The following is a 13,556-nucleotide window of genomic DNA, read 5'->3' on the forward strand; positions in this document are numbered from 1 at the left end:
TCCCGAAACGAATCGTGGGTCAGGCCTCGACGGTTGCGGCGTTGAAGAACAGCGCCTGGCTGATCGCCGCCTTTACCGTCGACCGCTGGAACGGCTTGGTGATCAGGAAGGTCGGCTCGGGACGTTCGCCGGTCAGCAGCCGCTCGGGGAAGGCGGTGATGAAGATGACCGGCACGCTGAACTCCGACAATATGTCCTTCACCGCGTCGATGCCCGAGCTGTCGTCGGCAAGCTGGATGTCGGCGAGCACGAGGCCCGGCCGATGTGCATGCGCCTGCGCCACCGCTTCGTCGCGGGTGACGGCGACGCCGCTGACGCTGTGGCCAAGATCGCGGACGATCGTTTCAAGATCCATGGCGATGATCGGTTCGTCTTCGATGATCAGAACGTCTGTGCGGGTCTGACGATCGATTTCGGCGATCGCATCGGCCACCAGCGCCTCTACCTCTTCCGGGGAAGTCCCGATGAGATAGCCGGTGTCGGAGACGGTGAAACCTTCCATCGCGGTGAGCAGCAGCGCCTGGCGCGACAGCGGTGTGATTCCCTGGAGCCGCGCCTGGGCGATAGCCTCGCGCTCGGCGTCGACAGCTGGTGATTCGAACTCGTCATAATTGGCCGATGCCCAGATTGCCTGAAATGTCCGGTACAGCCCGACGCGGACGTCGACATCCTTCGGAAAATCGTCCGGGGCCGCGACGATCGCCTCGAGCGCGGCACGGACATAATTGTCGCCATGGCTCTGGCTTCCGGTGAGCGCCCGGGCGTAGCGCCGCAGAAAGGGCAGATGAGGGGCGAGTTTCTGGCCGAGCGACATTGGTATCAGCACTCCCTGCTGTCATGTGTAACGGATATCCGCCGCCACGTAAGGAAGGGAAATAGCAGCCCCGCCCGCGTCGCGGAAGCCACCCGCAGCTTCCGATAATCGAATGTGTGAAAAGAGACATTCGTGATGATGGAACCATCGGGAGAGTTTTTTGTTTCATCCCCGATGTGTGCATTTTATCGATTGTCGAAAAATGGTACGCATCCGGATCGATCCAAGAAGGGCGGCGCCTGCCAGGGCCGTTTTTCTGGATAGCGTTGGGCAACGACATGAAGTTCAGGGGCGTGGGCCGGTTGGCACAAAAAGATGAAATCCAGTCACCGGCGAACGATAGCGGGGGAAGCAAGCCCGCGAAGCGTAAGCGAGGTGAAGCAGCGCGTGACGCAAGCGTGGGGGCCGCGCTGCGCTCGGTCTATTCGCAAACGGTCGATGAGGCCGTCCCCAACGAATTTCTGGATTTGCTGAGCAAGCTGGACTGAGCGTCATGCGGGTGGTCATGTCTGCCTCCTGGCCGGACCGTTGGGTCGGCGTCGCCGCCGCCAGCGGATGAACCTGCCGGCAAAACTCGTCTTCGCCCGGCTTTCAACCGGCACAAAGATGCTCCTGATCCTCTCGGCCGCGATGCTGCCGCTGGGGTTTATAGCGTTGCTGACTTCGCTCGACATGGCGCGCTCGGCCTCGGCGGAACGCAAGACCGCCGCTCAGATCACCACCGCCATGTACGCCGCCAAGATCGATGCCGTGCTGGATATGGGCCTCGACGCGGTTCGTTCGCCCGTGGCGAGCAATCAAACGCCCGAATATATCTGCGCGGCCCTCGGCCGTCAGGCACGACTCAATCCCAGCGGGCGGCCGCCGACGGCGTTGTTCGACCGATCGGGAAGGAAGGTCTGCCAGTCCTGGGGGCCGGCGATCATATCGATTGCTCCAGCGGATCCCAACGCAGACCATGTCTGGCTCGATCCCGAGCGCCGGCTGTTCCATTTCACCTCCGCCAGGCCCGACGGCAGCCTGCTCGTAGAAGCCAATATTTCCATCGCGGGAATAAGTCTGGGCGATCAGCGCAATGAGGGGCTGCCGCTGACCCGGCTTTCGCTACGGCAGGGCGGGTCAGAAGTGACGCTGATCGATCGACGGCAAGCCAATGGCGCCGATGCAGGCAACAATCTGCTGCACTTGTCGCAGCCGCTTGCCGATGGCCGGCTGGCGATTGTCGCCGAATATCGCCTCGCGCCCGCGCGGGCGCGCACCATATTGCTGATAACGCTGCCGATCCTGATGTGGGCGGCCGCGGCATTCACCGGCTGGTTGATCGTCAACCGGCTGTTGCTGCTCCCGCTGGGCCAGCTCAAACAGTCGATCGATACCTGGCAAGGAACAAGCGAACCGCTCCATTTGCCGCGCATGTCGACGCCCAGCCATGAGATCCGGGATCTTGCCGACAGTTTCGCTGCCGTCTCGGCGCGCATCCTTGATCATGAGCGCGAGCTGGAGGACGGCCTTGCGCGCCAGACGAAGCTTACCCGCGAGGTCCATCATCGCGTGAAGAATAATCTTCAGGTCGTCTCCAGCCTGATCAATCTCCACGCCCGGGGGGCGGAGGGCGCGGTCGCCGCCGCCTATGGAGCGATCCAGCGCCGGGTCGATGCGCTCGCGGTCGTCCATCGCAATCATTATGCCGAACTGGAGGAGAATCGCGGCGTTTCCATGCGTGCGCTCGCGGGCGAGCTGGCGGCGTCCTTGCGCGCCTCGGCCCCGCAGGGGGCGGCGGGCATGCCGATCGCGCTCAACATGATTGACGTCCACGTGACGCAGGATGTGGCCGTGCCGGCATCCTTCCTCATCACCGAGGTGGTCGAACTGCTGATGCACTGCAATCCGCAAGGGTCGGTGCTGATCTCGCTAGAGGCTACAGACCAGCCCGATCGCGCGACCTTGAGGATCGAGACGGTTGGCATCGTGGGCGGCACGCTTGACGACTATCCGGGCATTACCCGCTTCGATCGCGTCGTAACCGGCATCGCGCGGCAGTTCCGCTCCGCCCTGACCCAGGATCTTCAGGCCGGGCGCTTCGAAATTCAGATCAGCATATTGCCCTGAAGCGCTGGTTTCGGCGGCGCTGAAATATGCGGCGGCCCGGCCCTGAGCCTCGGCCCGAGCGGATCGAGTACCACTCGAAAAAATTTCACGACAGGCGGAACCGCACGCACGATAGGCCGTTCTCACATTCGGATAGCGATGCTTTGCCCCCCCCCGCTCCCGCTATCCAATATAAAAAGGGCCCGTACGCATCATCCCCCCCGTAGATGCGTCCGGGCCCAATTTATTTGGCAAAGCATTGTATCTGAAAACTAAACTCCGCTGCTCCATTACAGATGGGGAACAAAGTCGTTGCGGGCGCATTGATCGTCGAGCTTCCCTGTGGAAGCCCAGTTCAATCGAGAGGGTTCATCATGTTCAAGCGCACCATCGCCATCGCTTTCGTCAGCGTCAGCCTGCTGGCAGTTTCCGCGTGCAACACCGTCGAAGGTGCGGGCAGGGACGTGTCCTCGGCCGGCAAGGCCGTCGCGAACGCGGCTGACGAAGCCAAGTAAAAATCATCTGGCCCGAAAAGGCATGATGTGGTCTGTTCCCGAAACGACCACATCGTGCCTGGAGGGTAGAATGATCAAACGTGCCATCGCTATCACGCTCGTTAGCGTTGGTTTGCTGGCGGTCACGGGTTGCAACACCATCGAGGGCGTCGGCAAGGACGTGTCCTCGGCTGGCAGGACGGTGGCAGACACCGCCAAATAGCTGGTATAACACTATTTCCGTTCGCTGAGCGGAAACATGGCGCCCGGACGGCTCAGGCCGTTTCGGGCGCCTCGTTTTTGCGGCGTCGTTCGGTGAACCAGATACATATCAGCGCGAGCTCGTAAAGCAGGATAAGTGGGACCGCGAGCAGGATCTGCGATCCGATATCGGGCGGGGTCAGCACCGCCGCAATAGCCACCGCGCCGACGATCGCATAGCGCCGCGCGGCGACTAGCTGCTTGCGTGTCACAATCCCGGCGCGTTCGAGCAGCATCAGCAGTACTGGCAACAGGAAGGATAGTCCGAAGCCAAACAGGAATTGCATGATAAACGAAAGATAGTTGCCGACGCCCGGCAACGCTTCCTGCTGTACGCCGCCGAGATTGCCCTGGAAGCTTAGCAGGAAATGCAACGCGACGGGGATCGCGACATAATAAGCGAGTGCGGCACCGCTTAGGAATAGCACCGGGGTGGCGAGGATGAACGGCAGCAGCGCACGCTTTTCGTTGCGGTAGAGGCCGGGTGCTACGAACTGCCAGATCTGGTTTGCAATGATCGGAAAGGCCAGCATCATCGCCGCGAAGAAGGCGACTTTGATCTCAACGAAAAAGGCTTCGAAAATCTGGGTGTAGATCAGCTTGCCCTGTCCGGCGCGGAGCAGCGGCTGGACGAGAAAGGCGAAGATCGGTCGGGCGAAATAGAAGCATACGCCGAAGCACAGAGCGAGGGCGGCGAGCGACATCAGCAGGCGGCGGCGCAGCTCCAGCAGGTGATCGAGCAGCGGCGCGCGGCTCTCGTCAAGATCGTTCATGGCAGCGGTCTGGACTGCGGTTCCGCGGGAGCTTGGTCGAACAGATCGGCGGAGGCCGGAGTGGCAGCCGGCGTTTCGGGTGGCGCGGGCGCTGTGCTTTCCGACGGTGCGGCCAGCGGCAGCATCTCGCCCTCGATCAGCGCAGACTGGGGAGGATGCTCGTGCATGATTCGATCATTCTCGGCGGCCCATTTCTTTTCCATTTCCTCCAGCTCGGCCTGGCGAATCATCTCGTCCATGCCCGATCGGAAATGGCGCGCCACCCCGCGCGCCTTCGCGACCCACTGGCCGACGAAGCGCATCGCGCGCGGCAAATCCTTGGGGCCGATCACCAGCAGGGCGACCACGGCCACCAGCAGCAATTCTGTCGGAGCGACGTCGAACATCGCGCGGCTTCAGCAGTACGCCCGGTTGCCGATCAGCTCTGCGGCCGATCATCCTGCATCGGCTGCAGAGCGGGATCGGGATTGGGCGTGACGGGTGGCTGTTGCTGCAGGCGCGCGGCAGGCGGCGGGGCCGGCTGCGCGGGCTCGTCTTCCTCGGCCATGCCCTTCTTGAAGCTCTTGATGCCTTTGGCAACGTCACCCATCAGGTCCGAAAAACGGCCCTTACCGAACAACAGCATCACCACGACGCCGACGACGAGCCAGTGCCAGATGCTAAAACCACCCATCATGAATCTCCTTGGATGACGATCATCTAGGCGCTGTGCCGTGAATCCGCAACGGGCGTGCAGCGAACCGAGCGCTGGCCCTAGTTCTGGGGGGCGTCTTCGGCGGGATCGTCGCTGCTCTCCATCTGTAGTTGCTCAAAAGCCAGATCGACCGGATCGAGCAGCCCCGCGGCCTTGAGATCGGCGATGCCGGGCAGGTCCTTGCGGCTGTCCAGCCCGAAATGGGCGAGGAAAGCGGGGGTGGTGGCAAACAGCAGCGGCCGGCCGGGAGTCTCGCGCCGCCCGGCGGGGCGAATCCATCCGGCTTCGAGCAGCACGTCGAGCGTGCCCTTTGATATCTGGACCCCGCGAATCGCCTCGATTTCGGCGCGGCTGACCGGTTCGTGATAGGCGATGATCGCCAGCGTCTCGATCCCGGCGCGGCTGAGCTTGCGCGGCTCCTCGCGAGTCCGCCTCAGGATATGGGCGAGGTCGGCGGCGGTCTGGAAATGCCAGCGTCCGCCGCGCTCGACGAGCTCGATCCCGCGCCCCGCATACAATTCGGCAAGGCGCGGCAGTGCGTCGCCGAGAGTGTCGGCGCCGATGACGTTCTGAAGCTCGCTCGGGGTCATCGGCGCTTCGGCGGCGAACAGCGCTGCCTCGATCGCACGGAGAAGGTTATCGGGCTCGCTGATCATGCCGGCTCGGGGGACCGGAGCATGAGCGGCGCGAAGGCTGCATCCTGCATCAGCGCGACCCGGCCCTGCCGCGCCAGTTCTAGTGCGGCGACGAAGCTCGAGGCGAGCGCGGAGCGGCGATAGTCCCCGGTGGCGTCGGCCGGCAGGAAGGCTTCGAGGCTGGTCCATTCGATCATTGCGCCGACCATCATCGACACCCGCTCGATCGCCTGTTCGAGGGTCATAACCGGGCGGCGCTGGACGATGTGCATCGGCACGTCGGCGCGCGCGCGGACGACGCCATAGGCGGCGATCAGGTCGTAGATGCTGGCATCCCACGCTGCCTTGCGGATGAGCTTCAGCCCCTCGGGACTGCCTCGGCCGAAGACGTCGCGGCCAAGCCGGTCGCGCCCCATCAGCCGCGCGCCCGCCTCGCGCATCGCATGCAGCCGCTGGAGGCGCAGCTGGAGCCGCATCGCCAGCTCCTCGGGACTGGGATCGACCTCAGGGTCCTTGGGCAGCAGCAGGCAGGATTTGAGATAGGCCAGCCAGGCCGCCATCACGAGATAGTCGGCGGCGATCTCCAGCTTCAACGCCTTCGCATTCTCGATGAACGACAGATATTGCTCGGTCAGCGCGAGGATCGAAATCTCGCGCAGATCGACCTTCTGGACCCGCGCAAGGCTCAGCAGCAGGTCAAGTGGTCCCTCCCATCCGTCGAGTTCGAGCGTGAGCACGTCCTCGCTGGCGGCCAGCGGCAGGTCGAAATTATCGTCTTGATCATCCCCCAGCATCGCAGGGAGTAAATCAGGATTCGCCGCTTTTTGAAACCGTCATGATCAGGCGGGCAGCACCGCCAGCAGGGCGTCGCGCTTGGCGATCAGATCGTCCAGCGACGTGTTCGACCGCGCGCCCGCGACGGTCGCCATCGCCCGGTCGAGCCGCGCTTTGGCCGCGGTTCCGATCTGGCCGACCGACCCCGCGATAGCCTCCATCTCGGCCATGTCGCCCGAACAATGAAGCGCGATGTCGCAGCCCGCCGCGAGAACCCCGGCGGCGCGCTCGCCGAAATCGCCCGACAGCGCATGCATGCCGAGATCGTCGGACATCAGCAGCCCGTCGAAGCCGATCCGCCCACGGATGATCTCGCCGATCACCTTCGCCGACAGGCTGGCGCACTGATCGGCGTCCCATGCCGGATAGACGACATGCGCTGTCATCGCCATCGGTGCGCTGTTGAGCGCGATGAACGGTGCGAGATCCATCTCCAGCGCCGTCGCGTCGGCATCGACCACGGGCAGCTCGACATGGCTGTCGGCCATTGCCCGGCCATGGCCGGGAACATGTTTGACCACACCCACAGCGCCGCCCGCGCGCAGCCCTTCGATCACCGCGCGGCCCATCGCGGCGACCCGCAGCGGCTCCGTGCCGAGGGCGCGGTCGCCGATGATGTCGTGCGCGCCGGGCTGGCGGACATCGAGCAGCGGCAGGCAGTCGACGTTGATCCCTGCCTCGCCGAGCATCACCGCGATCGCCTGCGCATTGTGCCGCGCCGCCTCGATCGCAGTGACCGGCGCAATGTCATAGAGCCGGTCGAACAGTTCGGCCCTGGGGAAGGCGGGCCAGACCGGCGGTTGCATCCGGGCGACCCGCCCGCCTTCCTGGTCGATCAGGATCGGCACATCGGCGCGGCTCGACAGATCGCGCAGCGCGTCGGTCAGCGCGCGCAGCTGTGCTGCGTCGGTCACGTTGCGCTTGAACAGAATGTACCCTGCCGGATCGAGGCTCTTGAAGAAGCTGCGTTCGGCGTCGGTCAGCGCGGCGCTGGCGAGACCGAGAAAGAGTGGCGTCATTAACGATCCCCCTGCGTCGCCCCGGGAGGCCGGGCCGCCAGAGGTAAGCGCGCGACCTTATCCGAGACGGCCCCGGGCTGCGCCGGGGCGACGTGAATATTACCCGACCACCGAGCAGCTTTCGCCTGCCGTCCGCAGGCGTCCGCAGATGTCGCCGGCATTCCCGCCCGAGGCGCGCAGCCGGTACAGCGTCTTTTCGCCCGATTGGACCGGCACCACCAACTCGGTAAGCCCGGCGAGGAAGGAAAAGCGGCCCGACAGTGTCTTCCACGCCGCCTTGGCCTTCGCCTCGCTCGAAAAGGCGCCGATCTGGATCGTCGATCCGCCCGATGCGGGCGCCGCCGGCTCCGCGACTGGGGCGGACTTGGGCGCAGCGGGCTTCGCGACGGGCTTCGGTGGCGCAACGGCTGGCGTTGCGGGCTTGGTAGCGGTCGGCGCAGTTTTCGCGGCGGCAGGCGGCGGCGTGACGGCGCGCGTCTCGGCTGCCGGGCGATCGATGTTCACCGGCGTTTCCGCGGTGCCGCTGGTGTCGATCACGCTTTCGACTTCATTGCCCTTGCTGGCGCTGTAGACGATCTGGTCGTCGCCGGTGGCGGGGGCTTCCTCGCTCGGGCGTTCCTTATAATAGCTATCGGGCGCCTCGATCAGCGCGCCGTTGCCGGAGGCCGCCTTGTCGCTGCCGCGTATCCACAGGAAGCCGCCGACAATCAGCGCGAGCGCCAGCACCGCCGCGCCCAGCCACAGCATCAGCCGGCGATTGCCGCCTTCGCCATCCTCATATTCTTCCTCGACCGGCTCGAGCCAGGGCAGGCGATCCTCGTCGTCGGGACCAAGCCGGTCGCGCGAGTAATCGGTCATTACTGCATCTCCTCCGCGGCGGCGACGCCCATTACGCCAAGACCATTGCGGATAATCTGCCCGATCGCATCGCTGAGCGCCAGACGGGCGCGGGTGATTTCGGGCCTGTCGGCGAGCAAAAAGCGACGAGCTGGATCATCATTGCCGCGATTCCACAGCGCGTGGAACATCGCCGCCAGATCGTACAGGTAGAAGGCGATGCGATGCGGCTCATGCGCCGCCGCAGCGCTTTCGACGATACGCGGGAATTGTGCACCGAGCTTGACCAGCGCCAGCTCCTCGGCGTCGAGCAGCGCGAGATCGGCTGCAGGAACGAGATCGATACCGGCTTCGCCCGCACGGCGATGAAGCGAGCGGCCGCGCGCGTGCGCGTACTGGACGTAGAAGACCGGATTGTCCTTCGACGCTTCGACCACCTTGGCGAAATCGAAGTCCATCTGTGCGTCGGCCTTACGGGTCAGCATGGTGAAGCGGACGACATCCCTGCCCACCTCGCGGACGACGTCGGCGAGCGTCACGAAGCTGCCGGAGCGCTTTGACATCTTCACCGGCTCGCCGCTGCGCAGCAGCCGCACCATCTGCACCAGCTTGACGTCGAACGGCACCTTGCCGCCGGTCAGCGCCTGTACCGCCGCCTTGATCCGCTTAACGGTGCCGGCATGATCGGCGCCCCAGATATCGATCAGCATGTCGGCGCTCTCGGCCTTCTGCGCGTGATAAGCGAGGTCGGTGCCGAAATAGGTGAGGCCGCCATCCGACTTTCGGACCGGTCGATCGCTGTCGTCGCCAAAGGCGGTCGCTTTGAACAGCGTCATTTCGGTCGGTTCCCAATCGTCGGGAAGCTCGCCCTTGGGCGGTTCGAGCGTGCCTTCGTACACGAGGCCCTCGCCGCGCAGCCGGTCGAGCGCGGCATCGACCCGGCCCGCCTTCTGCACTCCGGCTTCGGAGGCGAATATGTCGTGCCGGATGCCGAGCAGGGCGAGATCGTCGCGGATCATGTCCATCATCGCCGCAACCGTCTTCTCGCGAAACAGGTCGAGCCATTCGCTTTCGGCGGCGCCGACATATTGCGAGCCGAACTCGGCCGCGAGCGCCTTGCCGATCGGGACCAGATAGTCGCCCGGATAATAGCCCTCGGGGATCTCGATGGTCTCGCCGAGCGCCTCGCGGTAGCGCAGATGCGCCGAACGAGCGAGCGTCTGCACCTGCGCGCCCGCATCGTTGACATAATATTCGCGGGTGACGGCATAGCCGGCATATTCGAGCAAGGCGGCAAGCGCATCGCCCACCACCGCGCCACGGCAATGGCCCATATGCATTGGGCCGGTGGGGTTGGCCGAGACATATTCGACGTTGACGCGGGTGCCGGTGCCGAGTTGCGAGCGGCCGTAATTCTGGCCCTCGGACAAAATGGTCGCGAGCTCGTCGCGCCAGCTCTGGTCGGTCAGCCGGACGTTGATGAAGCCAGGCCCCGCCGCCTCGGCGCTGGCGATTTCGGGCAGTTCGAGCAGCTTCGGCACGATCAGTTCGGCCAGCGCACGGGGGTTCATCCCCGCCGGCTTGGCCAGCACCATCGCGGCGTTGGTCGCCAGGTCGCCATGTGCGGCGTCGCGCGGTGGTTCGACCGCGACATTGCGTCGATCGAGCCCGGCCGGGATCGCACCCGTGGCGGCGAGGTCGTCGAGAATGGCGCCGATGCGTCCGGCGAAGCTGGCATAAAGCGTGGGCAAGTGGGTTTCCGTTTCAGCGTTTGCAAACTGTGGAAGCGCTTAGCGGATCGTTCCCCAAAGGTCAGTCCCTAGTTTTGCTCCCGCCCTCTGCCTTGCTGTAGACCGGGATCGACGGCGCGACTGGATCGAGCCGGACCCATAGCGTCAGCGCCAGCGCCGCCGAGAGCGCGACTCCGGCTATCCAGCGCGGTATGCGGTCCGGCCAGAGCGGGAGCAGCAGCGGCAGCGCCGCGAACAGCAGGACGATCGTCACGGCGGGCATTTCCGCGCCGATGCCAAGGAAGATGAAATGCGCCTGCGCGAGCAGATGACCAATGCCAACCGCGGCGCAAATCGCACTGACGGCAAGTCCGGCGGCCCCGGCTAGGGTCGCCCGCGCCCCGATCGCGATGCTTGCCAGGATCAGCGGCCATTGCAGCAGCGGCCCGGCGGTGGGCTGCCAGGCCTGGAGCAGCGTTGCGGCGCCGAGCAGCAGCAGCGCCGCGCCCATGCCCCGGTCGTCCTGCGCGGTCGGCAGGAACCAGGCGGCGATCATCGCCAGCGCCGCGAGCGCGACCAGCACGGCCAGCGGCCCGCCGGAGAGCAGGCCGGCCCACATCAGCGCCATCGCCGGCGCGACTGCAAGCAGGCGTGCCTCCTGCCGACGGAACAGCGCGAGCAGCGTCAGTAGCGCCACGACGCCCAGTGCGGCGATCGCTTCGAGCCGGGGCAGGGCGGCAAGCCGGTCATAATAGTTCGCGCCGCCGCTGCCCGACAGCGCATTGAGCGTGGTCAGCAACAGCGCGCCATGCAGCAGGAGCGCGACTACGACAATCATGCCATTGCCGATCGACCGCGGGGTGGGGCGGGTGCGCCACAGCGCTGCGCCGAGCAGCGTGGCCGTGGCAAGTAGCAAGAGCCATCCGGCCCATGCCGGATAAGCGATCGTTACCCGGCCCATCAGGTCGGCGAATGCCGCGTTGTCGGACCGCCTGGGCAGTTCCGGGGCGAAGGCGAGCGCGGAGGCGAGCGCCAGCGCCTGATCGCCCATGTCCTGCACCGATGCCGGATCGACCGCCGCCGGAACCGACATCGGCGAGTGATAGGCATAGGCGCGATCGAGTGTCGCCAGGTTGAAGCCCGGCACGCCCTTCTTCTTGGCGATCGTATAGTCGGTATAATTGGGCATGAGATCGTAGATCAGCACCGACAGCGAATTGGTCGCCGGGCGAGCCACGCGATCGGCGTAGAGGCGCATCATCGCGCCGTTGCCGGATCCGGTCTCGAACATATTGGCGCGGCCGCCCGCGCCGCGCGCCTCCATGTTGATGATCACGCCGATACGCGCCGCGAGCGGGTGGGGGCGCTTGCCGAAAAAGGCTTCGGCTCCGTTCAGGCCCAGTTCCTCGCTGTCGGTGAACAGCAGGATCAGGTCGCGCTCGGGCAGGCCCTTTGCGCGTATTGCGCGGGCGACCTCGATGGCGGCGGCGACGCCCATCGCGTCGTCGGCCGCGCCCGGCGAACCCCAGACGCTGTCGTGATGCGCCATCAGCAACACCGCCGGCCTGGTACGGTCGCGGCCCGCGATCACCCCGATCAGGTTGCGGACGGTGATATCTTTCTCCGCGCGACCGCTCCACTTGCCCAGCGCCTTCAGCGTCTTGGCATCGAGCGGCGTGCGCTGCTCCGAAACCTCGGCGCCCAGCGCATGGAGGCGTCCCAACAGATGAGCGACGCCCTGCGCATTGCCGGGCGATCCGACTGGACGGGGCCTGCCGCCCAGTGCCTCGATATCGGCGAAGGCGCGCACGGCGGAGAAGGCGGTCGCGGGGGCGTCGACGCCGCGCGCCGCGGGAGGCTGGATCGCCAAGATCGTCCAGATCAGAGCGGCGGCCAGGGCGGCGACGAGTGCGATCGTCCGATGCATCAGAAGCCTTCGATCGATATGGGGCCGATGAGGTCCCGATAGCGGGACAGGGCGTAACGATCGGTCATTCCAGCGATAAAATCACCGATGTGACGGGTAAGTCCGGGCTCTCCGGCGGGTAAGCTTGCACGCCAGTTCTCGGGCATCCGTGCTGGATCGCGCTTATAGAGCTCGGCGAGCCCGGCGACGATCACGGCCATGCGTTCGGCGGTCTCGATCTGTTGCGGATGATGGTAGAGGTTGGCGTACATGAAACGGGTCAGCGCCTTTTCGCGCGCAGCCATCGCATCGGAGAAACCGATAAGCGGGCGGCCCGCCGCCCGGACTTCCTCGACCGATCCGGGCGCGGCCTCAGCGAGGCGGCGGCGGCTTTCGGTCAGGAGGTCGTTGACCATGCAGCCGATCTGCTCGCGAACCAGTTCGCCGAGCAGGCGCGATGTGGGAACATCGGGATAGCGAGCGCGGACCTTGTCCCAGTTCGACTTCACCAACGGGTCGTCGAGCACCTGATCGAGGCTGAGCAGGCCTGCGCGCACGCCATCGTCGATGTCGTGATTGTCGTAGGCAATGTCGTCGGCGAGCGCGGCGACCTGTGCCTCGGGCCCAGCCCAGCTTTCGAGGTCGAGGGGCCATTCGGCATCGACCTCCGCCATCGCCCATGTCCGGCGCGTGACCGGGCCATTATGCTTGGCGAGCCCTTCGAGTGTTTCCCAGCTCAGATTGAGCCCATCATGCACTGGATAGGGGGAGTCGAGCCGCGTCAGCATCCGCAAAGTATGGGCGTTATGATCGAAGCCGCCGACATCGGCCATCGCCGCCTGCAACGCATCCTCGCCGGCATGGCCGAAGGGCGGATGGCCGATGTCATGCGCGAGGCAGAGCGCCTCGGTCAGGTCCTCGTTGAGGCCGAGTGCGCGGGCGATCGTGCGGCCGATCTGCGCGACTTCCAGGCTGTGGGTGAGGCGGACGCGATAATGATCGCCATCGGGGGCGACGAACACCTGCGTCTTGTGCCGCAGCCGCCGGAAACTGATCGAATGGATGATCCGGTCGCGGTCGCGCTGAAAATCGTCACGCGGGCCGCGCGTCTCGCCGCCGCCCAGATCATGGAACCGGCCGCGGCTGCGGGCGGGATCGGTGGCATAAGGGGCGAGCGTCGGCATCGGCGCCGTGATGGCCGAGCGCGATTGTGAAGTCGAGGGCGTAAAATCCTGTGCGTGGGAGCCGCTTCTACTTGCGTTCGTTCTTCGCGCTTTCCGATGCGGGCCTTTCCGCGACCGCCTCGGTGTCGAGCAGGATCACGGGCAATAGCCCGCGCCAGCTGTGGTCATCGACCGGTATTTCGGGATAGAGCCAATCGACCGGATGCGCGCTGGGCAGCGATGTCTCCACCCGTCCCGTCGAAGCCCCCGCGGGCGCCGCGAGCAGTCCCATCAATCCGATATATAAT

General features: G+C 65.3%; 16 protein-coding genes. 4 read left to right on the top strand and 12 right to left on the bottom strand.

The window, feature by feature from the left end:
- Positions 1-19 precede the first annotated feature (19 nt).
- On the bottom strand, positions 20-814 hold the full coding sequence (locus WP12_RS07425; RefSeq protein WP_046193054.1) for a response regulator: 795 nt from the start codon (positions 812-814) through the stop codon (positions 20-22).
- Positions 815-930: 116 nt separating this feature from the next.
- Here WP12_RS07425 and WP12_RS25770 point away from each other — a divergent pair, with 116 nt between their 5' ends.
- The 4 genes from WP12_RS25770 to WP12_RS07445 all read left to right on the top strand — a co-directional run bounded on the left by WP12_RS25770 (position 931) and on the right by WP12_RS07445 (position 3,619).
- Positions 931-1,302 carry a NepR family anti-sigma factor gene (locus WP12_RS25770; RefSeq protein WP_152663924.1) on the top strand — a complete coding sequence of 124 codons (372 nt, stop codon included), beginning with the start codon at positions 931-933 and terminating at the stop codon, positions 1,300-1,302.
- A gap of 40 nt (positions 1,303-1,342) precedes the next feature.
- The gene (locus WP12_RS07435; RefSeq protein WP_235399027.1) at positions 1,343-2,923 is read left to right on the top strand and encodes a sensor histidine kinase; all 1,581 of its coding nucleotides are present in this window, start codon (positions 1,343-1,345) and stop codon (positions 2,921-2,923) included.
- Positions 2,924-3,276: 353 nt separating this feature from the next.
- Positions 3,277-3,417, top strand: a complete 141-nt coding sequence (locus WP12_RS07440; protein ID WP_046193105.1) for an entericidin A/B family lipoprotein — start codon at positions 3,277-3,279, stop codon at positions 3,415-3,417.
- 70 nt (positions 3,418-3,487) lie between these two features.
- A complete protein-coding gene (locus WP12_RS07445; protein WP_046193106.1) occupies positions 3,488-3,619 on the top strand; it encodes an entericidin A/B family lipoprotein in 132 nt (43 codons plus the stop codon).
- Positions 3,620-3,671: 52 nt separating this feature from the next.
- On the opposite strand, the gene tatC is transcribed toward WP12_RS07445, so the two are convergent.
- The 11 genes from tatC to WP12_RS07500 form a co-directional block, all read right to left on the bottom strand.
- Positions 3,672-4,430 carry a twin-arginine translocase subunit TatC gene (tatC, locus tag WP12_RS07450; protein WP_046193057.1) on the bottom strand — a complete coding sequence of 253 codons (759 nt, stop codon included), beginning with the start codon at positions 4,428-4,430 and terminating at the stop codon, positions 3,672-3,674.
- Positions 4,427-4,816, bottom strand: a complete 390-nt coding sequence (tatB, locus tag WP12_RS07455; protein WP_046193058.1) for a Sec-independent protein translocase protein TatB — start codon at positions 4,814-4,816, stop codon at positions 4,427-4,429. Before tatB ends, tatC begins: the two co-directional genes overlap by 4 nt.
- Positions 4,817-4,848: 32 nt before the next feature.
- Complete coding sequence (locus WP12_RS07460; RefSeq protein ID WP_046193107.1) at positions 4,849-5,103, bottom strand: twin-arginine translocase TatA/TatE family subunit; 255 nt, start codon at positions 5,101-5,103, stop codon at positions 4,849-4,851.
- Between the two features lie 80 nt (positions 5,104-5,183).
- Complete coding sequence (gene scpB / locus WP12_RS07465) at positions 5,184-5,780, bottom strand: SMC-Scp complex subunit ScpB (RefSeq protein ID WP_046193059.1); 597 nt, start codon at positions 5,778-5,780, stop codon at positions 5,184-5,186.
- On the bottom strand, positions 5,777-6,553 hold the full coding sequence (locus WP12_RS07470; protein ID WP_046193060.1) for a segregation and condensation protein A: 777 nt from the start codon (positions 6,551-6,553) through the stop codon (positions 5,777-5,779). Before WP12_RS07470 ends, scpB begins: the two co-directional genes overlap by 4 nt.
- A 45-nt stretch (positions 6,554-6,598) precedes the next feature.
- Positions 6,599-7,612 (bottom strand): beta-N-acetylhexosaminidase, encoded by a 1,014-nt coding sequence (gene nagZ, locus WP12_RS07475; protein WP_046193061.1) that lies wholly within the window; start codon positions 7,610-7,612, stop codon positions 6,599-6,601.
- Between the two features lie 99 nt (positions 7,613-7,711).
- Positions 7,712-8,470, bottom strand: coding sequence for an SPOR domain-containing protein (locus tag WP12_RS07480; protein ID WP_046193062.1), 759 nt, complete (start codon positions 8,468-8,470; stop codon positions 7,712-7,714).
- Complete coding sequence (gene argS, locus WP12_RS07485) at positions 8,470-10,200, bottom strand: arginine--tRNA ligase (RefSeq protein WP_046193063.1); 1,731 nt, start codon at positions 10,198-10,200, stop codon at positions 8,470-8,472. The genes WP12_RS07480 and argS overlap by 1 nt, the downstream gene beginning before the upstream one ends.
- A gap of 61 nt (positions 10,201-10,261) precedes the next feature.
- A complete protein-coding gene (locus WP12_RS07490) occupies positions 10,262-12,106 on the bottom strand; it encodes a M20/M25/M40 family metallo-hydrolase (protein WP_046193064.1) in 1,845 nt (614 codons plus the stop codon).
- Positions 12,106-13,269, bottom strand: a complete 1,164-nt coding sequence (locus tag WP12_RS07495; RefSeq protein ID WP_046193065.1) for a deoxyguanosinetriphosphate triphosphohydrolase — start codon at positions 13,267-13,269, stop codon at positions 12,106-12,108. Before WP12_RS07495 ends, WP12_RS07490 begins: the two co-directional genes overlap by 1 nt.
- Positions 13,270-13,336: 67 nt before the next feature.
- Positions 13,337-13,540 (bottom strand): hypothetical protein, encoded by a 204-nt coding sequence (locus tag WP12_RS07500; protein ID WP_046193066.1) that lies wholly within the window; start codon positions 13,538-13,540, stop codon positions 13,337-13,339.
- Positions 13,541-13,556: the final 16 nt, after the last annotated feature.

Source organism: Sphingomonas sp. SRS2, from assembly GCF_000971055.1.
GTDB lineage: Bacteria > Pseudomonadota > Alphaproteobacteria > Sphingomonadales > Sphingomonadaceae > Rhizorhabdus.